The following is a 21,911-nucleotide window of genomic DNA, read 5'->3' as shown; positions in this document are numbered from 1 at the left end:
GGAACCCACCTACGATATGTCAAAGGCAACGCACTTGTGTGACTTTGATACGTTTCGCTCACATTTGTTATAGATCTGCGCGTTGATGCGCGCGCAAAGAAAAAGGACGCCCGCAGGCGTCCGTCCCAAATCACGCTGATGGCGTCTTAGTTGCCGCTGCCCGGCACGAGACGGCGCTTGCGCACGGCGTCGGCCAGCGTTTCCAGCACCTTCACCGAATCGTCCCAGCCGATGCAGGCGTCGGTCACGCTTTGGCCGTAGGCCAGGTCGGACACGGGCGTGCCTTGCACGTGATCTTGGCGGCCGGCGTTGATGTGCGATTCCACCATCACCCCGACGATGCGGTTGTCACCGGCAGCCATCTGGCGGGCGATGTCTTCGCACACCGGAATCTGGTTCTCGTGCTTCTTGCTGCTGTTGGCGTGCGAGGCGTCGATCATCAGGCGCGCGGCCAGGCCCGACTTGGAGATGGCGTCGCAGGCTTCCTGCACGCTGGCCGCATCGTAGTTGGGCGCCTTGCCGCCGCGCAGGATGATGTGGCAATCCTCGTTGCCGGCCGTCGACACGATGGCCGAGTGGCCGCCCTTGGTGACCGACAGGAAGTGGTGCGGCTGCGATGCGGCCTTGATGGCGTCCACGGCGATCTTCACGTTGCCGTCGGTGCCGTTCTTGAAGCCGACCGGGCACGACAGGCCGGAAGCCAGCTCGCGGTGCACCTGGCTTTCGGTGGTGCGCGCGCCGATGGCGCCCCAGCTCACCAGATCGGCGATGTACTGCGGGCTGATCACGTCGAGGTATTCGGTGCCGGCGGGCAGGCCCAGCTCGTTGATGTTCATCAGGAGCTCGCGCGCGGTGCGCAGGCCGTCGTTGATCTTGAAGCTGCCGTCCATGTGCGGGTCGTTGATCAGGCCCTTCCAGCCGACCGTGGTGCGCGGCTTCTCGAAGTACACGCGCATCACGATTTCCAGCTCGTTCTTGAAGCGCTCGCGCTGCTCGACCAGGCGGCGGGCGTAGTCCATCGCTGCCTTGGTGTCGTGAATGGAGCACGGGCCGATGATGACGATCAGGCGGTCATCCATGCCGTGCAGGATGCGGTGCATCGCGTTCCGGCTTTGGTAGATCAGGTCGGACACAGTGTCGCTGCACGGGAATTCGCGGATCAGATGCGACGGTGGCGTCAGCTCTTTCAGTTCGCGAATGCGCAAATCATCGGTGTTCTTCGGCATGGAATGCTCCGGGGATGTGTCTTGAGTTCTATTGGAAACGTCTACTGTGTTCGGATCATGTTTCGCGTCGGTGCCGGGGTGGGGCAGGTGACTGGGCGAAAAAAAAACCGCCAGGGTCGCTGGCGGTTTTCGGTATCTGCTGGGTGCTTTTATTTTTGCTGCAAGCGCCCCTCTCCTTCCGCCAGCGGTGCGAGATGCCAAAAGTAAAAGTAAAAAAACTTGGCGAAGGACATGAGAGGAAAAGCAGGCAATGCAGGAAAAATTGTGGCGCGCTGATGACTTGAACTACTGCGCCGCACCAATCGAACCGTCTTTATAAACCCTTTTTTTGAGGGCCGCAAGCGCGGATTTTCCGGGCCTGCGGCGTCAAAACGACGGTTTCGCGGCAATCAGGCGGTGCCGCCCACCGTCATATTCTCCATGCGCAGCGTCGGTTGGCCGACGCCCACCGGCACGCTCTGGCCTTCCTTGCCGCATACGCCGATACCGGAATCGAGGCGCATGTCGTTGCCGATCATGGTCACGTGCTTGAGCGATTCCGGGCCGCTGCCGACCAGCGTCGCGCCCTTGACCGGCGCGGTGATCTTGCCGTCTTCGATCAGGTAGGCCTCGCTGGCCGAGAACACGAACTTGCCGTTGGTGATGTCGACCTGGCCGCCGCCAAAGTTGACCGCATACAGGCCCTTCTTGACGCTGGCGATGATCTCTTGCGGATCCTTGTCGCCGCCGAGCATGTAGGTGTTGGTCATGCGCGGCATCGGCAGGGCGGCGTAGCTCTCGCGGCGGGCGTTGCCGGTCACGGGCATCTTCATCAGGCGCGCGTTGAGCGTGTCCTGCATGTAGCCGGTGAGGATGCCGTCTTCGATGAGCGTGTTGCACTGCGTGGGGTTGCCTTCGTCGTCGAGGTTCAGCGAGCCGCGGCGGTTGGCCAGCGTGCCGTCATCCACCACGGTGACGCCCTTGGCGGCCACACGCTCCCCCATGCGGCCGGAAAACGCCGACGAGCCCTTGCGGTTGAAGTCGCCTTCCAGCCCGTGGCCGATGGCCTCGTGCAGCAGCACGCCGGGCCAGCCCGGCCCGAGCACCACCGTCATCGTGCCGGCCGGTGCCGGCTTGGCTTCCAGGTTGACGAGCGCGGAAGAGACCGCCTCGTCCACGTATTCGCGCAGCAGTTCGTCGGTGAAGTAGCCGTAGGCATAGCGGCCGCCGCCGCCGGAGCTGCCCATTTCGCGGCGACCGTTCTGCTCGGCAATGACGGTGACGGAGATCCGCACCAGCGGGCGCACGTCCGCGGCGATCACGCCGTCGCTGCGCGCAACGAGCATCACGTCGTATTCGCCGGCCAGACCGGCCATCACCTGCACCACGCGCGGGTCTTTGGCGCGGGCGAGCTTTTCGATCCGCTCGAGCAGGGCAACCTTTTCGGAGGCCGTCATCGAATCGAGCGGGTCGTTCGGTGCATACAGCGAGTGGCTGCCCGGCGTGCTCGCCAGGTTGCTGGCGACCTTCACGCGACCGGCGCCGGCTTTGCCGATCGTGCGCGTGGCAGCGGCGGCCTGCATCAGCGCGGGCAGGCTGATGTCGTCGGAATACGCGAACGCCGTGCGGTCGCCCGACACGGCACGCACGCCCACGCCCTGGTCGATGCTGAAGCTGCCGGATTTGACGATGCCTTCCTCCAGGCTCCACGCCTCGTTGCGGGTGTACTGGAAGTAGAGGTCGGCGTAGTTCACGCGGTGCGTGAAGATGTCGGCCAGCGCGCGCTGCAGGTGCGCTTCATCAAGGCCGTACGGATCGAGCAGCACGCGGCGCGCGATGGACAGATTCTGGATGGCGATGTCGCCTGCGTTCATGATCGGTTCTCGTAGAAAAATTCGGTTGGCTTACATCACGCGGTGCTTGAGCGCGGGCAGGTCCCGGCGCACTTGTGCGATGCGTGCGGGGTCCATGTCGCCGATGGCAACGCCTTCGCCTTCGGGCACGGAGGCAATGATCTCGCCCCACGGATCGACCAGCATGGAGTGGCCCCACGTGCGGCGGCCGTTTTCATGGCGCCCGCCCTGCGCGGCGGCGAGCACATAACACTGGTTCTCGATGGCGCGGGCGCGCAGCAGGATTTCCCAGTGGGCGGCGCCCGTCACATAGGTGAAGGCCGCCGGCATCAGAATCAAGTTCAGGTTGCCCTGTGCCGCCAACGCCCGGTACAGCTCCGGAAAGCGCAGGTCGTAGCACACCGACATGCCCACGCGGCCGCACGGCGCATCGAAGGCGACCGGCGTGGCGCCGGGCTCGATGGTGCGGGCCTCGTCGTAGTGTTCTTCGCCTCGCACGAAATTGAACAGATGGATCTTGTCGTAGCGTGCGACCCGCAATCCGGCCGGGTTGAATGCGAGCGACGTATTGCGCACGCGCTGTTCGTCTTCGCACCACATCGGCAACGTGCCGCCGATGAGCCACAGCTTGTGGCGTCGCGCGGCATCGGCAAGGAAAGTCTGGATCGGGCCGTCTTCGTCGCTCTCGCGGATGGCAACCTTGTCGCTGTCCTTGCGGCCCATCATGCAGAAGTACTCGGGCAGCAGCGCGAGTTGCGCACCTTGGGCGGCCGCCTCGGCGAGCAGGGCGTCTGCCCGCGCCAGGTTGGCGTCCACGTCGATGGCCGTCACGGTCTGGATGGCGGCGACGCGAAAAGGTGCATCGAAAGGCGCATCCATACCGGATGCGACGGGGGCCGGAGCAACGGTGGTCGAAGTCATGGCGCCTATTTTGCCGAGGTTTGCGATTGGCTGCCCGAATTACCGTTGGAGGCCACTTTTTCGATCTTCGGATCGGCCCAGCTGCCGGTCACGTGGTATTGCGTGACGAAGGCCTTCGACAACTGGTCGCCCAGGACCAGTTGCGCGGCCAGCGTGCCCAGCCCGATGGCCGGGTTGATGAACGCCGCCGCCAGCGAGGCCGACGTGGCGTCCACCTTGGGCGTGACCTTGACGCGCAGGTCCTGCGTTTCATCGAGGATGTTGGCCGAGCCCTGCATGGCGACCTGGAACTGCGGGCCCTTCACGGCGAAATCTTCGGTGTGGGCGATGCCGCTGGCGATGGTGCCGGTGGCTGCCACGCTCTCAAACGGCGTGCCGCGCCCGGTGGCGCTGCGCAGGTCGGTCGCGAAATGCAGCAGCCCCTGCAGGCTCAGCACACCGGCCAGCTTGGCCAGGCCCGGATCGACGGGCAGGAACTGGCCGCGCTCCAGGTTCAGCGCCATGCGGCCATTGAGCGTCGGGTAGTCGATCGACATGGGCGAGCCGCGCCACACCACGCGGCCTTCCAGCTTGCCCTTGGCACCGTCGATCACCTTGGCGAAGCCCATCTTCTGCAGCAGGTCGCCGGTGTCGCGCAAGTCGAGGTTGAAGTCGAGCAGCGTCCGGCGCTCCGGATCATCGCCGCCGCCGCGCAGGCGTCGCGGGATGCGCCACGTGCCGTGCGCCGTCAGCGTGGCGGCGGGCTGCTCGATCTTCAGCGTTTCGAGTGTCCATACCGGCGCGCCTTCGGTGATCTGGCTGCGCGCCTTGATTTCCAGCTTGCCGAGCGCCTTGCCGCGCAGGTCGAATTTGTCGGCGACGAGGTCGACGGAGGGAATTTCCTGCGAGCTGCTGGCCAGCGATTCGGTGAGCGCCGTCTCTTCCTTCGCGTCTGGGATGCTCATGCGCGACAGGCGCATCGTCAGCTCGCCGAAGGGCACGGCTGCGCTTTCGGCGTGCCAGCGCGCACTGCCGGCAATTTCGCGCGAATCGATCGTCGATTGCCAGTTGGCGCCGTCGCGCGTGGCGTCGATGCGCACGGCGTTGAAGTCGCGGCCCAGGATGCGCAGCGTTTGCGCGCGGGCACTCAGGCGGCTGGGCAGGTAGGCACTGTGGCTGTCGGCAGCGTTGATGGCATTGGGCGCGTGTTCGGCAGCGATCTGGCTGGCGCTCTTCTCAGGAGCGGGCGTGGCAAAGACATGGCGCCAGGCGTCGATGTCCAGCTGATCCAGCGCCAGGTTGGCCTGCACGCCTTCCTGCGGTTGCGGCACCGGCTGCCGCACGCCGATGCCGCCGCGCAGCACCTCGACGCCGTTGCCCGTGTTGCGCTGTTCGTAGCGCGCGCTCACGACATTGCCGACCTGCAAAACGATTTCGTCGACGGCAGTGTTGGAGGCCAGCGGCTGCATCTCGAAACGCACCGGCAGCGGCTGCCCGGCCGCCTTGTTCAGCGGTGCCGGCAGACGCACCGTCATCGGCGTCAGATCCGACTGCACCTGGATGAGCGGGCGATGCTGCTTGACGCTGATGGTCGCGCTGTACGGCGCGCTCCCTTCCAGCGAGCGGGCGACGGCGGCCACCGGGCTGTTCTCGGGCGTCGTCTCACGCAAGCCTTGCGCCGACGCGGTGCCCGCCACCTGGATGCGGATCGTGCCGTCGGGCGCGGTGCCGCCCGTGGGGCGGATCTCGCCGCCGGCAAAGCGCGCGCGCAAGTTGTCGAAACCGATGCCCTTTTGCGTGAAGGTCAGCGCGCCATTGACATCGGTGAGCGGCGGCGCCTGCGGAACCAGCGTGACGTCATTGCGTAGGAACGTGACGCTGCCCTGGGCGCGCGTCGAGTGCATCTCGTGCAGCGGCAGATCCAGCTTCAGCGCCAGCGTGGCGTTGCCCTGGGCGCGCGCGTCCTTGGTGAAGTGGCCGATCCACTGGCCGATGGGGCTGGCCTCCACGTATTGCAGGAAGTTATGCGTGGCCCCGTCGCCCCGGCCCTCGATGGTGAGCAGCGGGTTGTGGTCGCCCATGTCGGGCAGGCTGCCATTCACGTCCTGCAGATTCACGCCCATCACCTTGGCGCGCGCCACCTTGAACGCGAGGGATGCCCGATCGAAGACCACCGTGCCGTCGATGTTGGTGAACGCCGGCCAGTCGCCCGGGTGCGTGGGCACGCGCCCCGGCGGGTTGTGCGCGGCTTCCGGAGGCGCCGCTTGGTATGTCACATCCTGGATCGGCACTTCCACGCGGAAGACGCCCTTGTGCGGCGGACGGAACGGAAAGTCGTGCAGATCGCCGGCCAGTGCGAAATCGACGTTATTGGCCGTGCCCGATTGCAGCGCACCGCCAAGGTAGTCGCGCAGATGCTGTCCGATCGAGAGCGGCAGATAACGGGGCACACGCGGAACGTTGGCGCGTTCCAGCGTGCCCTTCAAGTCGATGGTGCCGAGATGGCTGGTGTCTGGCGCGTGACGGTAGCTGCCCGTGATGCGCGCCGACAGGTCGTCGTTGGAGAACGCAAGGTTGTCGCTGGTGACAACCAGTTCCTGTTTGCGATACGTCCAGTTGAACGTGCCCTGCAGCCGGTCCAGCGGCACGCGGGCGTCGGCAAAGGTGCCGGGCAGCAGCAGGGCGGAGTCGTTGGACTCGATGCGCAGCGTGCCCTTGTCGTTGGAGAAGACGGCGTTGCCGGAGATGTTCTCAACGCCCGGCACGGCCGGCTCGGGATGCTGGCCTGGCGGCACCGCAGGCAGCGCGCCGGGGCCGAACGACACCTGGCGCATCGTGGCGCGGCCGGTGAAGTGCACGGGCGCGGGCGTATTGGGCCGCCAGCGGGAGACATCGCGCTGCCAGTTGATGTCCAGATCGTCGATGCGGCCGGACGGTTGCTTTGTGCGCAGGGGTTCCAGCACGCCGCTGGGCAGCGGCAGCGCGGTGGCGATGTTGCGCAGGTCGGCCAAATCCAGTGTCGTGGCCTTGACTTGCAGGCTGCGCAAGGCGTCGCGCGAGTCCAGCGCCCAGCCTACGGTGACATTGCGCAAGCCGCGCGGCGTGCCCGCCAGGTTGGCAGGCGCCGGGATGCCGGGGCCTGCCAGCTCGGGTACGGACGGCGGTTGGGCAGGCGGGTTCAACGGTTGCCAGAGCAGCGTGTCGACGCGCAAGGTGTGCTCGCCGCGCGCATTGCGCTGATGCGTGGCCAGGGCCTGGAGGCTGCGCAGTTGCAGCGGGTCGAGATCCTTGCGGACTTGCAGATCGAGCTGCTGCCCGGTCAGGCGTGCCTGGCTGCGCGTGAACACGCCGTCGGCAAACTCCACCGAGCCGTCGGACGTGAGCGTGCCGCTCTTGGCGGCGGCCAGTACGGGCACGTAGCGTTGAGCGGAGGCCAACTGCAGCGTGTCGACCTGCCAGGACGCCTGGCCGTGCCAGTGGTGCCAGTCGCCCGGGCGGGCGAGCAGGTCGTGACGGAAATCGGCATGCAGCTTGATCGGGCCGCTGAACAGCGTGGGGGAGGTGCCGCTGGCCTCCAACCGATGGCGGGTCGGGCCGCTGCGGAGTTGCACGCGCACGTTGCCCAGCGCCACCTCAGGCAGCTTTTGCTGTTCGTCGAGCCAGCGGACGGCGCCTTGCTGGAAATCGATGTCGCCCTGAGAGAGCAACTGGTCAAGGAAATTGCTGTCGCCGCCGGCGTCGGGGCTGAGCGGCATGCCGGCGACGAAGAGGGCGCCTCGCGTATCGCGCCGTACCAGCAGGTCGGCCTGGCTGGCGTGCAGCGCGGCAAACGTGATCTGCATGCGCAGCAACGAGCGCCAGGACAGCCGCGCCTGCACGTCCTGCACCGCGAAGGTGCGGCGGCCGGCGGGGTCGTGCGCGTCGATGCGCTGGGCGCGAAAAGCCGGGTGCCAACCTTCCCAGTAGGTTTCGAGCGAGCCGATGGCGACCGTGGCGTGCAGTGCGCTGGACGCCTCGCGCTCCATCCATTCGCGCGCGACGCTCGCACGCGGCCAAAGAATGAAGCGCACCGCCAGCATGCCGACGACAGCCAGCACGGCCAGCGCAGCCACCGTCTTCCAGAGCACGCGCCACAACTTGCGCCAGATCGGGGCCCGTAAAACAGCCCCGATGCCCGCGCCGATTCGGCTGACGCGTCGTACCAGCCACGCCCACGCCGTGGGCCGGCCCACCCCGCGTGTGGACAGGGTGCTGGCGTGTCCACCATCGGACTTCGGCGATTCTGGGGGCTGGGACGGGCGGGGCATGATGCGGATTATCCGATATTCAGGAGGCGGCGCCACATTTGGAGCCCGACGCCGCGCCTGCTGAGCGGCAAGCACGGGCTAGCACACCCAATGCCCGCGAAGCCGCTGACCGCTTGCCGGCTTTGCATGCATTTCAGCGAGAATGGATGCTTCCGCCAATGCCCGATGGGTTCGCATGACTGATTCCGCCTTGTCCGCCCAGCCATTTCTGCAAGTTCCGGCCCGCGCGCCGGACGCTCCCGCTGCTGCGCTGCCTTTTGCGCTCGCGTATTCACGCTACCTCCAGCGACAGGCGCAAGCGCGCGAAGGCTGGGCCGAGCGCGTGCAAGCCAGTGTCGACCGTCCGGTTGACGTGGCGTGGCTGTCGGCGCGTTTTACCGAGCTGTTCGACGCGAAGGCCGTGGAGGTCGAAGCCGCGCTCAAACGCGCCTTGCGCCTGTTGCGCAAGGAAGTCTTCGGCGCATTGGCGGAGCGCGATCTGTCCGGCGCCGCGACGCTCGACGAGGTAACCGGCACGATGACCGACCTGGCCGAGTTTGCCGTGCGTACGGCCATTTCCGTGATCGGCCGGGAGCTGAGCGCACTGCATGGCCAGCCGATCGGGCAATCCACCGGCGAGGTGCAGGAACTGGTGGTGGTCGGCATGGGCAAGCTGGGCGGGCGCGAGTTGAACGTCTCGTCCGACATCGACCTGATCTTTCTCTACGACGACGACGGCGACACACAGGGTGGCCCGCGCCCGCTCTCCAATCATGAATATTTCACCAAGCTTGGCCGGCGGCTGATCAATGCGCTGGCCGATGTGACGGAGGACGGCTACGTCTTCCGCGTCGACATGCGCCTGCGCCCAAACGGCGATGCGGGGCCGCTCGCCTGCAGCCTGGGCATGCTGGAGGAGTACTTCGTCGTGCAGGGCCGGGAATGGGAGCGCTATGCCTGGATCAAGGGCCGCGTCATCACGGACCCGACCAGCGAGCATGCCGCCCGCGTGATTCAACAGTTGGAGCGCGTAACGGGCCCGTTCGTGTTCCGGCGCTATCTCGATTACGGCGTGATCTCCGCCATTCGCGCGCTGCATGCGCAGATCCGCAACGAGGCGGCCAAGCGCAGCAATGGCGCCAACCAGCAGCGCGATGACGCGGGCCGCGTGCAGGCGCGCTCGCCCAACATCAAGCTCGGGCGCGGCGGCATTCGCGAGATCGAATTCGTCGCGCAGGTGTTTCAGCTCATTCGCGGCGGGCAGGATTTCGGGCTGCGCGTGCGGCCCACGCTGGAGGTGCTGCAGGCGGCGTCGGAGCGGGGCCTGATCGAGGCCGAGGCTGTGGCACGCCTGACCGAGGCCTATCGCTTCCTGCGCCAGCTGGAACATCGCCTGCAGTACATCGAAGATGCGCAGACGCACAACCTGCCGGGCTCGCCGGAAGACCAGTTGCGCGTGGCGCGCATGATGGGCTTTGACGACTATGGGGCGCTCGTCACCAAGCTGGAGGCGTATCAGGACGAAGTCGCCCAGCATTTCGAACAGACCTTCTCCGACAAGCAGGACAGCCAGCCGCCGTGCGCCGCCGTCTGGCACGCAGATCTGCTCGACGACGAGCACACGGAAACCGCTCGCGTACAGCTGGCTGAACTCGGCTATGCGAATCCCGAAAGTGTGCTGGAGCGCCTGCGTGCGACGCGCAATTCGCCGCGTTACCGGGCGTTGTCCGAAGTCAGCCGCCAGCGTTTCGACCTGTTGATCAACCGCGCGCTGGATCAGGCTTCGCGGCAGACCGATGCCGATGTCACCATCGCGCGGTTTCTCGATTTCTTTGATGCGATCAGCCGGCGGTCCTCGTACCTGTCGCTGCTGAGCGAATACCCGCAGGCCATGGAGCGCGTGGCCCACACGCTGCATGCATCGCGCTGGGCGGCGGACTACCTCACGCGCCACCCGCAACTGCTTGATGAACTGCTCGACGTGGAAGCGCTGTCAGCCGAGCCCGACTGGCCGGCGTTCAGGGCGCGCGTGCGGGAACGCCTGGAGGCCGCGTCCGACCATGTCGAGATGCAGATGGACATCCTGCGCCAGGAGCACCATGCGGAAACCTTCCGCGTGCTGCTGCAGGACCTGCAGGGCATGCTGAGCGTCGAGCACATCAGCGACCGGCTGTCCGATCTGGCCGATGCCGTGCTTGACCTCACGCTGGAAACGGTCTGGAAGCAGGTCGCCACGCGCCACCGGGAGGTGCCGCGCTTTGCCGTAGTGGCTTATGGGCGGCTGGGCGGCAAGGAGCTTGGTTATGCGTCGGACCTCGACATCATCTTCCTCTACGACGACGATGACGAGCGCGCGCCGGACGTGTACGCGTCATTCGCGCGCAAGCTCATTACCTGGCTGACCAGCCATACCGCCGCCGGCACGCTGTTCGACGTTGATACGCGTTTGCGGCCGAACGGTGCGGCGGGCTTGATGGTCACGCACTTCGAGGCTTTTCGCCGCTATCAGATGCGCGAGGGCGACAACGCGGCGTGGGTGTGGGAGCACCAGGCGCTCACGCGTGCGCGCTTCTGCGCGGGCGATGCCGAAATCGGCGAGCGCTTCGAGGCGCTGCGCACCGCCGTGTTGCGACAGCCGCGCGAGCCGGGTCCGCTGCGCGACGAAATCGTGGCGATGCGCGAGCGCGTGGCCGAAGGCCATGCGAACCCGACGGGGCTGTTTGATCTCAAGCACGATCGCGGTGGCATGGTCGACATCGAGTTCACCGTGCAGTTCCTGGTGCTTTTGCATAGCGCGGCGCACGCCGAACTGACCCGCAACAAGGGCAACATCGCACTGCTGCACATGGCCGGCGAACTGGGGTTGATTGACGCAATGGCAGCCGCGCAGGTCGCTGACGCCTACCGAGATTTCCGCGCGCGCCAGCACAAGTTGCGGCTCGACGGGCAATCCACCGCACGCGTACCGATTGAAACCTGCGCGCACGAGGCAGCCCAGGTGCGTGCGTTGTGGGAGCAGGTGTTCGGGCCTGCGCAATGACGGCGCATCGAGAGGCGTTGCGCACGTGGGGCGCGTGCGCCGGTGTGGCTGCGCTGTCAGCGGCGTTCTCGTTCGTGCCGTGGTTGTACGCGGTTGGGCTGTATCAACGCGACGCCGTGCGCGCAGGGCAGTGGTGGCGCATCGTGACCGCCATGTGGGTGCATCTGGACACATGGCATTGGCTGGGCGATGCAATGGCAGCGGCTGGGCTCATCCTGCTGCTGGCGCGCGTGTTGCGGCCGCAGGTCATTGTTGGAGCGCTGGTGGTGTGCGGGGTGCTCGTGCAGATCGCCCTGCTCAATCAGCCGGCGGTGCAGTGGTACGGCGGGCTGTCCGGCGCGCTGCATGGCCTGGCGGCGTGGGGCGGGCTGCGGCTGCTGAAGCCGTCCGCCGACGGCGCCGAGGATCGCTTCTCACGCTGGATTGGCGTGGCGCTCTGTGTGGGCGTGCTGGTGAAGGTGTGGCTCGAGCAATCGTGGCTGTCGCCGATCGCCTATGACCCGCGCTGGGGGTTTGGCGTGGTGCGCATTGCGCACGCCTTTGGCGCGGCGAGCGGGTTGCTGATTTGGGTGCTAGGGGAGTGGCGCGCGCCAGGGAGCAGGCAGGCGCGGCGCTGATCGGCAGAGAAGTCCCGTGCCGAGGAAAAAAAACGACACGCTGGCGAGGCCAGGTGTCGTTTTGCGTTGAAACGATCGCGAGATTGCTCGATCAGCCCTTGCGACGGCGGGAGGTCAGCACACCGCTGATGAAGAGCAGGCCTGCCAGTCCCAGAGGGAGAGCCCCGCCACCGCCACCGCTGCTGCCGCTATTCAGCGCAGTGCCGCTACCCGTTCCCGAGCCGGATGTTGCCGCTGCCGTAGCGGTCACGCTCGCCGTATCGGAAGCTGTCGCGCCGGAGCTGTTCGTCAACGTCACGCTAAAGCTGTATACACCCGCGACGCCCGGCGTAAACGTCGCCGTGCTGACGCCGTTGGCGTCGGGACCTGTCATCGTCAGCGTGACAGGGGTTCCGGCCGTCTGGGCCCAGACGGTGCTGCTCGTTGTTTTGTTGTAGCCGGCGCCGCCCACGGACGTCAGTGTGACGGCGGTGTTGGCGGCCACGGTTGATGCCGAGGCTGCCGCATGCATGGTCGGCGAACCTTGCGCTTGCGTGACAGCTGCACCGGCGTCCAGCATACCGGCGCCGCAAACGCCCGCGTGCGTTGCGCAGTACGTACCGGGCACGAAGGGTCGTGCCGATTGCCGGATGATCGCGGTGATGTTGTCCGGCGTGAGGGCGGGCTGAACCGACAGCATCAGCGCTGCAGTTGCAGCCACATGGGGCGTAGCCATCGATGTGCCGATGTCCTGCGCATAGGCGTCGCCCCCGGGAGACGCCGTCGGCGACGTTTTGCCGGTGTTGGACAGCGACACGATTTTGCTGGCGGAGCCCGGAATGACTGTGCCCGAACCGCCGCCCGGAGCGCTGATCACCGTTTGTGCACCGACATTGGCGTAGAACGCGTTGTCGCCTTCCAGCGTGTGGGCCGTCACGGCAATCGTGCCCGAGCAGTTGGCGGGCGCATTGACGGGGCCTGCTTCGTTGCCGGCGGCGGCGACAATCGTCGCGCCCAACGCGCGCGCCGCGGTAATGCTGTTCTGCTCCAGCGTCGAGCAGCTCCCTTGGCCGCCCAGGCTCATGTTGATGACCTTGACCGGCGTCGGGTTGTTGGCCACGCCCGGCACTGAACCGCCCGACAGCCACGTCACGGCATCCATGATGTCGGAGGTCGAACCGCCGCACTTGCCGAGCGCCCGCGCCATCTGCACACGCACGCGAGGGGCAATGCCCGCAATGCCAATGCCATTGTTGCGCTGCGCCCCGATCTGGCCTGCGACGAAGGTGCCATGCCAGCTGCTGTCGTTTGTCGAGCTGCCGCAGAACGTCGGGTACAGCGCAGCGTCGCCGCTGGTAACCCAATCGCCGGGGTCGGATGGATCGGTATTTGTGAGCGCGTTGTTGGCGCCGTTGTTGACGAACCCGGAGGTGACCGTATTACCGGTCTTCGGATCAGCGCTGCCGGTCATGGCACTGTTGCTGACGAAGTTGCGGCCCGTGCCAAAGTTCAGTCCGGCAAAGTCGGCGTGGTCTGCGCGGATGCCGGTATCGACAATGCCAACGCCAACGGTGTTGACGCCGGTCGTGGCGTCCCAAGCGGCCGTCACATTGGCGCCACCAGGCGCACTGGCAGTTGGCGCCAGCAGGCTCCACTGCTGGCCGAACAGCGGATCGGTCGCCAGTGCCATGGGTCGCATGATGCGGTCGGGCGACACATATTCGAACTCGCCGCTGGCTTCCATGCGTTGCGCGACGGTCTGGGCGTCTTCCAGCGTCATGACCTTGGGCAGTGTCAGTACGTGTGCCCCGCCCGACATCGGGCGCTTGTAGGCCATGGGCAATTGCGCTGCCGCCGACCAGCGTTGCACCGTTGCTACGTCGGCGCGTGTTGCCACGCCATCCGGTGCAACCGATTGCGTCTTCAACCCCGTGTTTTTTCCTTTGACGACCAGCTGCGTCACCCATTGCAGCTGCGTATTGAACGTTGTGGATTTTTCCACAGCCAGCGCCGGTGCAACGTGATACGACACCAGCCCAAGCGCTACCAGCGCCTGCACCACACCCCCGGAAACCATCATCTTCATCAGAGCAGTCCTGTCTTCTTGTATGGAATTGCAAAGCTTACGTTTGCATTGTCCAAAAGGATTGAGACAGCGTGGCGTAGATCGTATTAGGTATAAACCCTAGTATCTGGCACTCGAAGGGATGTGCGGGAGTGGCGCAAATAAAAACCGCCTCCACATGGGGGGCGGTCTTGCTCAGGCTAATGGCTGCGTCAATCCGGTAACGCACGCTTGCGTCGGCACGCCAATCCCAGCGCCAGCAGCAACGCCGCCCCAACCAGCGGCACGGCCCCGCCGCCTCCGCCACCACCGCTGCTGGTAGTCCCCCCGGTTGATCCGCCCGACCCCGTGCCGCTGCCCGCGCCGGCCGGCGCCGTGTTCTGTGCATAAGTGACGGCACCAGCGGTATCCAGCAGGCCCGCGCCGCAGATGCCTGTGTTCACCGCGCAAAACGTGCCGCCCGGGTGCGGCCGCGCGGTCTGCTTCAGGCCCGCCAATACCTGCGCATTCGACAACTGCGGTTGCACGCTCAGCATCAGCGCGACGGTGGCCGCTGTTTCCGGCGTCGAGAAGCTCGTACCAGCCACGGACTTGACCGTGGGGTTGCCGACAGTTTGCGTGCCATCGTTGGAGTCGGCCCGGATAACGGAGACGGGCTCCGCGCAAGTCGCCGGGGTCGTACTCGTGATGACCTTCGAGTTGCCGCAGCCGCCGCCTGGCGCTGACAGCGCCACCTGCGGCCCGACGTTCGCATAGCTTGCGTTCTCGCCGCTGTCGACGTGCGCGGTGACGGCGATGGCGCCTGTGCAATTGGCGGGCGCGTCCACGGTCTGTGCGGCTTCGTTGCCGGCGGCTGCCACCACGATGGCGCCGCGTGCGGCCAACTGGTTCACCGCGTCCTGTTCTGCCGCGGAGCACTGCGTGGTGCTGCCGAGGCTCACGTTCACCACACGTGCCGGGTTGGCGTTGGTGGGCACGCCAGACACGTTGATGCCGCCTGCCCACAACATGCCGTCCACCGTGTCGGACAGCAGCGCGCCGCATTTGCCTGACACGCGCACTGGCACGATCGGCGTGTTCCAGCCTACCCCGGCGATATAGAGCCCGTTGTTTGTCTGGGCGGCGAGCACGCTGCTGACCTCGGTGCCGTGCCAGCTGCTGTTGCCGACGTCGCTGCTGGTACAGCCTGGAATGTTCTGCCATTGCGTGCTGGTCACGCCGTCGCCAAGGTCATGCGCATCCGTCCCCCGGCCGAAGGAATTGCCCGCACGGGCCGGGTCCGAAATGAAGTTGTAGCCCGCCAGGATCTTGCCCGACAGATCGGGATGATCGGTATAGCCGGTATCCACTACCGCCACCACGATGCCCGTCGAGCCCTGCGTGATGCTCCACGCCGAAGCCGCGTTGATGCCGCCCGGCACCAGTGTCGGCGAAGCCAGGTTGTTTTGCGTGGCGAACAGCGGGTCGTTCGGAATGGTGTTGGGCCGCAGGATGCGATCAGGCACCACGTAGGCCACGCGGGCGTCCTTGGCGATCTTGTCGACGGTGGCCTGGATGCTGGCGGCATCCGTCAGGCCGGTGCGCAAGAGCTGCGCATTGGTGGCCAGCGTGCGCTTGACCTGCAGCGTGCTGCCCGCCGCCTGCGCTACCGACAGCAAGCGGTTGGTCGCCTCGCTGGCCGACAGTGTCTTGCGCGTACCGCTCGTGTCATCGCGCCATTTGATGATCAGGTCGCCGGTGTATTGCGGCTGCGGCGTGGCAGCGGTGGCGGCTTGGCTGCCCATCACCCAGGCAAGACAGGCAAGGCTGGCGCCTGCGCGGAGCCAAGACTTCAACCGGAAGAGGGAGGGGGTCATCAGCGCATGCTCCGTGGTGTCTCGTTGTTATCAGAAACGTCGTCACGATGTGATCGTTGACAGACCGTTACACAAAAACCAAAGGTAGCACGTGACTCGCCCGCTTGATGTGGCGGCGATGGCCGATCACGTTTGCGAGGAAAAAAAGGCCGGTCTGTGCGATGCGGCCACAGCAGGATACGGGCCTGCGGGGCGGGAATATGAGGGGGAAACCGGACGCCAGACGGCGCCCGATATTCACAGTGTGAAGGGCGTTGCGGCGGTTCAGCGCTGGATTTTCATGATGCGATCCGGGTCGGCCGAAGCGATGCCAGGCGTGCCGCGCAACGCTGTCACCGCGCCATCCAGCGTGGCCGATGCATCGCCCGAGGTGGCGCGCACCACCCAGAATCCACCTGACATCGGCCGTACTACCGCAAAAGCGAGCCGTGGCGTTGCGCGCGCGCCTGCAGCATCCAGCAGACCTTGCACGGTGGCAGGCGAGGTGGTCGGCGTGCTCAGGCCGATGATGACGTCGCCGAGATTGTGTGCAGCCGACACGGCGGCCGGCGGCTGGGTGTTGGTCGAGGTGGGGTCCATGGCGGGTGGCTTGCCAGGATCAATGGCCGGCACGGACTTGCACGCGGCCAGCAGGCACAGGCCGAGGGCCATCGCCAGCGCAGGCTTGCCGGACGACAGCAGGGATCGAGGGCGGGCAGCCAATGATTGGGCCATGCGAGCCATGAAGTTCTCCTTGGATTCGGTAGAGGGTGTCTGAGACTTGTGCAGCCGGAACCTCGGCGCCAACCGCGGCAGCAATGGTTCCGGTATAGGCGATCACTGTGCCGCGCGCGCGATTTCCGCGCAGAGGGTCCCTGCGCCGATTGCGCACGGCCCGCGGCGAGCATCTCGTCTGCATGGCGTCGCGTGGTATCGGTCAGCGACGCGCCGCCGAGCATGCGGGCGATCTCGTCCACGCGGCCGGTGGCGTCCAGCACCACGAGGTCGGACCGCGTGCTGCCCGCCACCGTCTGCTTGGCGACTTGAATGTGGTGGTTGGCGAGTGCGGCTACTTGCGGCAGGTGCGTGACGCACAGCACCTGGCGGCGCATGCCGAGTTCACGCAGGCGTCGGCCCACGACTTCCGCCACCGCACCGCCGATGCCGGAATCCACTTCGTCGAAGATCAGTGTGGGGGTTGGGCTGGCCTCGCTGGCGATCACCGAGATGGCCAGGCTGATCCGCGCCAGCTCGCCGCCCGAAGCGACCTTCGCCAGCGGCCGTGGTGACACGCCCGCGTGCCCGGCAACGAGGAATTCGACCTGCTCCAGCCCCGCCGCGCCGCCATGCTCCAACGCGTGCAGCGCGATGTCGAAGCGCCCGCCGGCCATCGACAGACCCTGCATGGCGTCGGTCACGGCATCGGCCAGCTCGCGTGCGGCCTTGGCGCGGTCGCGCGACAGCGATTGCGCGACCGCCATATAGGCGGCGTGGGTTTGCGCTTCCCGGGCCTGCAGCGCATCGAGGTCGGATGCCGCTTGCAGCGCTGCCAGTTGCGCCTGGCGTTCAGCCAGTTCAGCAGGCAGCGTTTCCGGGGCGACGCGGTATTTGCGCGCCATGGTGTGCAGCGCCTGCATGCGCGCATCGACTTCGGCCAGGCGGTCCGGGTCCAGCTCCGCGCGGTCGGCATAGCGCGCGAGCGTGTGCACGGCTTCCTGAATCTGCACCTCGGCCGGCTCAAGCGCAGCCAGCACATCGGCCAGCGCCGGGTCGATCTCGGCCAGTTCGCGCAGCGTATGGAGTGTTGCGCCCAGTTGCGTGAGCACCGCGCCTTCCGATTCGGACAGGCCCTCCAGCGCCGCGCGCGTGCCTTCGATCAGGCTGGCCGCGTGCGACAGGCGGTGATGCTCGGCCTGTATCTCTTCCCACTCGCCGGGTTGCGGGGCGAGCTTGTGCAATTCGTTGACCTGCCATTCGATGCGCTCGCGTTCGAGCTGGACTTCGCGCGACTGCTGCTCGGCAGCTTCGCGTGCGCGCACCGCGGCGTGCCATTCCCGGAAGTGCTCGGCGACTGTGCGTACGGCACCTTCCAGGCCGGCGTGGGCGTCGAGCAGGCTGCGCTGCGCGTCCGTCTTGAGCAGCAGTTGGTGCGCATGCTGACCATGGATGTCGACGAGTTGCTCGCCCACTTCGCGCAACTGCGCCAGCGTAACGGCGGCCCCGTTGATGAAGGCTTTGCTGCGGCCGGCGGCATCCACCGTGCGGCGCAGCAGTATCACGCCCTCGTCGTCGTGCAATTCATGCGCTTCGAGCCACGCGGCCACGTGCGGATGCACGTCGAACTCGGCGGTGATGTCGGCGCGCGGGGCGCCTTCGCGCACGACGGCCGCATCGGCGCGCTCGCCCAGCGTGAGGGCAAGCGCATCGATCAGGATGGATTTGCCCGCGCCGGTTTCGCCTGTGAATACGGTAAAGCCGTCGGCCAGATCGAGATCCAGCGCGTGAACGATGACGAAATCGCGGATGGTGAGGCTGCGCAGCATGGAAGCGGTGAGCGTGGAGTTTTAGAACCTGCTCATGATTCGTAGCGAGCGGCTCGAGGTTGAAGCGAGAAGCGCAGCCGTACATGCGTACGGCGAGGATCGCAGGGTCAAGATCGGGCCGCGCAGCAGGATCATGGGCAGGGTCTCAGAGCCGGTTGTCTTCGGTCGGGTACTCGTGCCAGTGCAGCTTCTTGCGCAGCGTGGCGTAGTAGTTGTAGCCGATCGGGTGCAGTAGCCGCACCGTGCGCTCGGAGCGGCGCACGACGATGCGGTCGCCGGGCAGCAGGGACGTGAGCGACTGCATGTCGAAGTTGACGCTGGCATCGCGCCCGCTGGTGACCTGGATGACCACCTCGGCGTCGTGCGGAATGACAATCGGCCGGTTCGACAGCGAGTGCGGTGCGATGGGCACGAGCACCAGACCCGAGAGCGCCGGATGCAGAATCGGCCCGCCGGCGGACAGCGCATACGCCGTCGAGCCGGTCGGCGTGGAAACGATCAAGCCGTCCGAACGCTGGTTGTACATGAAGAAGCCGTCGACCGACACGGCCAGTTCCACCATCCCCGAGGTGCCCGAGCGGTTGACCACCACGTCGTTGAAGGCCAGGGCGGAGAAGATGATTTCGTCGTCGCGCACGACCTGGGCCTGCAGCAGCGTGCGGGTTTCGGCCTCGTAGCGGCCCGCCAACATGTCGGGCAGCACGGTGTGCACGTCGTCGAACGGGATGTCGGTCATGAAACCGAGCCGCCCGTGGTTGACGCCGATCACGGGGACGCTGGCGCCCGCCAGGTGGCGCCCGATGCCGAGCAGCGTGCCGTCGCCGCCGAGCACGACGGCCACATCGGCATGGCGCGCCATTTCTTCGGGGGGCAGGGCGGGGTAGTCCTGGACGCCGATGTTGAGCGCCGTTTCGCGCTCGAACACAATGTCATGCCCGCGCCCGGCGATGCAGGATGCCAGCTCCATGAGCGGGCCGGCAATGTTGGCGGCCGAATACCGGCCGACCAGCGCAACGGTCTTGAAAGGCGAAACGGACGAGGCGGCGGGAGCTTGCGGGGCCACGGCGGACGGGGGAATCGACATGCGCGCATTACACCATATCGATATGACCGTCGCCACGTCCGCGCGTGTTTCGTGGAGAAACGTCGACATCACCCGTAGCCGGGCGCCGATTTTGCGTAAAATTGAAGAATCATGGACAAACGCGCCACCATCCTCCTCAAGACTCTGATCGAACGGTATATCGCCGAGGGCCAGCCCGTGGGCTCGCGCACCTTGTCGAAGTATTCGGGGCTCGATCTGTCGCCGGCCACCATCCGCAATGTGATGTCCGACCTGGAGGAGATGGGCTTCATCGCCAGCCCGCACACCTCGGCTGGCCGCGTGCCGACGCCGCGCGGCTACCGCCTCTTTGTCGATACGATGCTGACGGCCAGTCCGCTGGATGTGCTGAGCACGCAAGACCGCATGGCGCAGCAGATGGTGGGCGCGATTGCCGAGCAGGTCCGCACGCAGTTGGCCTCGCATGGGTCGGAATCGTCGCAGCGGGTGATTGCTGCGGCGGCGCAAACCTTGTCCAACCTCTCTCAGTTTGCCGGCATCGTGATGACGCCGCGCCGCACGCATGCGTTCCGGCAGATCGAATTCCTGCGGCTGTCGGAGTCGCGCATCCTGCTGATCGTCGTCACCCCGGAAGGCGACGTGCAGAATCGCATCATCCATACCGATACGCCTTACACCCCGTCGCAACTGGTGGAAGCGGCCAACTACATCAACGCGCACTACGGCGGCCAGACCTTCGACGCGGTGCGCGAAAGCCTGCGGGGTGAACTGTCTGCGCTGCAGGCCGACATGACGGCGCTGATGCAGGCGGCCGTGGAGGCGGGCAGCAGCGCCGTCTCGGAAGAAGATCCGGTCGTCATCTCGGGCGAGCGCAAGCTGCTGGATGTGGAAGACCTGTCTTCGTCCATGGACAAGCTGCGCCGGCTCTTTGCCGTGTTCGAGCAGAAGACCGGCCTGCTGCAACTGCTCGACGTATCGAGCCGCGCCGAGGGCGTGCAGATCTTCATCGGCGGCGAAAGCAGCCTTGTGCCGCACGAAGACATGGCGGTCATCACCGCGCCGTACGAGGTGGACGGCAAGATCGTCGGCACGCTCGGCGTGATCGGGCCGATGCGCATGGCGTATGAGCGCGTGATTCCGATCGTGGATATCACGGCCAAGCTGCTGTCCAGCACGCTCAGCCAATATTGATCTCCCGGTTGTTCTGTCTGCGAGCTGCATAAGCTCAGCCGATTTTCTTCGACGACAGCCCACGCTGCCGTCTCTCACAATCGACTCCGGCGCATGTGCGCGATTCTTTTCTGCCGGAGTCTTTCATGGCTGGTTCTTCCTTCTCCCGTTTGCTGGCTGCAGCGATGTCTGCGGCCATTTCGTTCGCCTTGTTTGGCGCTGCTCTTGCACGCGCGGCCGACCGCGAGGTTGTCATCGCTTATCAGGACATGGTGCTGCCCTGGCGCTACGCCCAGGCGACGGGCGAGGTCGAGCGTGCCACCGGCTATAAGGTGACGTACCGCCAACTCGCCAGCGGCGCCGACGTGGTGCGCGCCATCGCGTCGGGTTCCGTGCAGATCGGCGAAGCGGGCTCCAGCCCGATTGCGGCCGGCGTGTCGCAGGGCGTGGACCTGTCGCTGTTCTGGATTCTCGACAACATCAATGATGCGGAAGCGCTGGTTGCCCGCAACGGCAGCGGCGTGTCGCGCGTGGCTGATCTGAAGGGCAAGACCTTGGGCGTGCCGTATGTGTCGACTTCGCATTTCCATGCGCTGGTGGCGCTGCAGCAAGCCGGGCTCGAGCCGCGCGACGTGAAGGTCGTCAACCTGCGGCCGCAGGAGTTGTCGGCCGCGTGGGACCGGGGCGATGTCGATGCCGCCTTCATCTGGGATCCGGTGCTCGCCAAGGTGAAGAAGAACGGCACCGTGCTGACCACCTCCGGCAAGATCGCCGCCGCCACCGGCAAGTCGACCTTTGATGGCTTCGTGGCGGACCGCAAGTTTGCGCGCGACCATGCCGAGTTCATCGCCAAGTTTGTCGAAGTGCTGGCCAAGGCCGATGCGGCCTATCGCGACAACAAGGCCGCGTGGACGGCGACCTCGCCGCAGGTGGCAGCCGTGGCCAAGACGTCGGGCGCGACGGCGGCGGATGTGCCGGCAAGTCTTGCGCTGTATGCCTTCCCGGATGCGGCGGAGCAGGCTTCCAAGCGCTGGCTGGGCGGCGGCGCGCAGTCGGGCGCAGCGCAATCGCTGCTGGCCACGGCGCAGTTTCTGAAGACGCAGGGCACGATCCAGACGGTGCTGCCGGATTACGGTGCCACCATCGACTCGCGCTTTGTCCAGCGTGCGGCCAACGCGGGCAACAAGGCCGTCGCCACCGCAGCGCGATGAGCCGCATCGATGTGCGCGGCCTGGGCGTCGACTACATCGACGCGCACGGCCGCACCACCCGCGCCCTGGCCGGAGTGGATTTGTCGATCAACGCCGGCGAGTTCGTCGTGGCCCTGGGTGCCTCCGGCTGCGGCAAGACCACGC

At 66.2% G+C, this 21,911-nt stretch carries 12 protein-coding genes and 2 pseudogenes; 5 read left to right on the top strand and 9 right to left on the bottom strand.

The features are described from left to right. Positions 1-146: 146 nt before the first annotated feature. The 4 genes from aroG to FUT88_RS06260 form a co-directional block, all read right to left on the bottom strand. Positions 147-1,226: a 3-deoxy-7-phosphoheptulonate synthase AroG gene (aroG, locus tag FUT88_RS06275; protein ID WP_004631640.1), complete on the bottom strand. Its 1,080-nt coding sequence runs from the start codon at positions 1,224-1,226 to the stop codon at positions 147-149. A 389-nt stretch (positions 1,227-1,615) separates the two neighbouring features. Beyond that, complete coding sequence (gene tldD, locus FUT88_RS06270) at positions 1,616-3,079, bottom strand: metalloprotease TldD (RefSeq protein ID WP_147214266.1); 1,464 nt, start codon at positions 3,077-3,079, stop codon at positions 1,616-1,618. Positions 3,080-3,109: 30 nt separating this feature from the next. Then, positions 3,110-3,979: a carbon-nitrogen hydrolase family protein gene (locus FUT88_RS06265; protein ID WP_147214265.1), complete on the bottom strand. Its 870-nt coding sequence runs from the start codon at positions 3,977-3,979 to the stop codon at positions 3,110-3,112. A 5-nt stretch (positions 3,980-3,984) separates the two neighbouring features. Beyond that, on the bottom strand, positions 3,985-8,265 hold the full coding sequence (locus tag FUT88_RS06260; RefSeq protein ID WP_147214264.1) for a YhdP family protein: 4,281 nt from the start codon (positions 8,263-8,265) through the stop codon (positions 3,985-3,987). A gap of 175 nt (positions 8,266-8,440) precedes the next feature. On the opposite strand from FUT88_RS06260, the gene glnE reads away from it, so the two are divergent. After that, positions 8,441-11,284, top strand: coding sequence for a bifunctional [glutamate--ammonia ligase]-adenylyl-L-tyrosine phosphorylase/[glutamate--ammonia-ligase] adenylyltransferase (gene glnE / locus FUT88_RS06255; RefSeq protein ID WP_147214263.1), 2,844 nt, complete (start codon positions 8,441-8,443; stop codon positions 11,282-11,284). Beyond that, positions 11,281-11,901 carry a rhombosortase gene (gene rrtA, locus FUT88_RS06250; RefSeq protein ID WP_147214262.1) on the top strand — a complete coding sequence of 207 codons (621 nt, stop codon included), beginning with the start codon at positions 11,281-11,283 and terminating at the stop codon, positions 11,899-11,901. The genes glnE and rrtA overlap by 4 nt, the downstream gene beginning before the upstream one ends. 91 nt (positions 11,902-11,992) lie before the next feature. Here rrtA and FUT88_RS06245 read toward each other — a convergent pair whose 3' ends face one another. From FUT88_RS06245 to FUT88_RS06225, 5 genes and pseudogenes are all read right to left on the bottom strand, one after another. Beyond that, on the bottom strand, positions 11,993-13,966 hold the full coding sequence (locus FUT88_RS06245) for a S8 family serine peptidase (protein WP_147214261.1): 1,974 nt from the start codon (positions 13,964-13,966) through the stop codon (positions 11,993-11,995). Between the two features lie 191 nt (positions 13,967-14,157). After that, a complete protein-coding gene (mprA, locus tag FUT88_RS06240) occupies positions 14,158-15,801 on the bottom strand; it encodes an MprA protease, GlyGly-CTERM protein-sorting domain-containing form (RefSeq protein ID WP_147214260.1) in 1,644 nt (547 codons plus the stop codon). Positions 15,802-16,065: 264 nt separating this feature from the next. Then, positions 16,066-16,524: a hypothetical protein gene (locus tag FUT88_RS06235; protein ID WP_147214259.1), complete on the bottom strand. Its 459-nt coding sequence runs from the start codon at positions 16,522-16,524 to the stop codon at positions 16,066-16,068. 107 nt (positions 16,525-16,631) lie between these two features. Further along, positions 16,632-18,323, bottom strand: a pseudogene (gene recN, locus FUT88_RS06230) (DNA repair protein RecN); the annotation flags it as partial. 145 nt (positions 18,324-18,468) lie between these two features. After that, entirely contained in the window at positions 18,469-19,407 is a 939-nt protein-coding gene (locus FUT88_RS06225; protein ID WP_147214258.1) for an NAD kinase, read from the bottom strand. Positions 19,408-19,518: 111 nt separating this feature from the next. Between FUT88_RS06225 and hrcA the strand changes: the two genes are divergently transcribed. From hrcA to FUT88_RS26575, 3 genes and pseudogenes are all read left to right on the top strand, one after another. Further along, complete coding sequence (hrcA, locus tag FUT88_RS06220; protein ID WP_147214257.1) at positions 19,519-20,577, top strand: heat-inducible transcriptional repressor HrcA; 1,059 nt, start codon at positions 19,519-19,521, stop codon at positions 20,575-20,577. Positions 20,578-20,702: 125 nt separating this feature from the next. After that, positions 20,703-21,767 (top strand): taurine ABC transporter substrate-binding protein, encoded by a 1,065-nt coding sequence (gene tauA / locus FUT88_RS06215; RefSeq protein ID WP_147214256.1) that lies wholly within the window; start codon positions 20,703-20,705, stop codon positions 21,765-21,767. Then, positions 21,764-21,911: pseudogene (locus FUT88_RS26575) on the top strand (nitrate ABC transporter ATP-binding protein); the annotation flags it as partial. The gene tauA and the pseudogene FUT88_RS26575, both read left to right, overlap by 4 nt.

The sequence above is a fragment of the Ralstonia sp. TCR112 genome (assembly GCF_007997035.1).
Lineage (GTDB): Bacteria > Pseudomonadota > Gammaproteobacteria > Burkholderiales > Burkholderiaceae > Ralstonia > Ralstonia edaphi.
The sequence above is the reverse complement of the archived record's forward strand: the minus strand, read 5'-3'. Positions and strand labels throughout refer to the sequence as shown.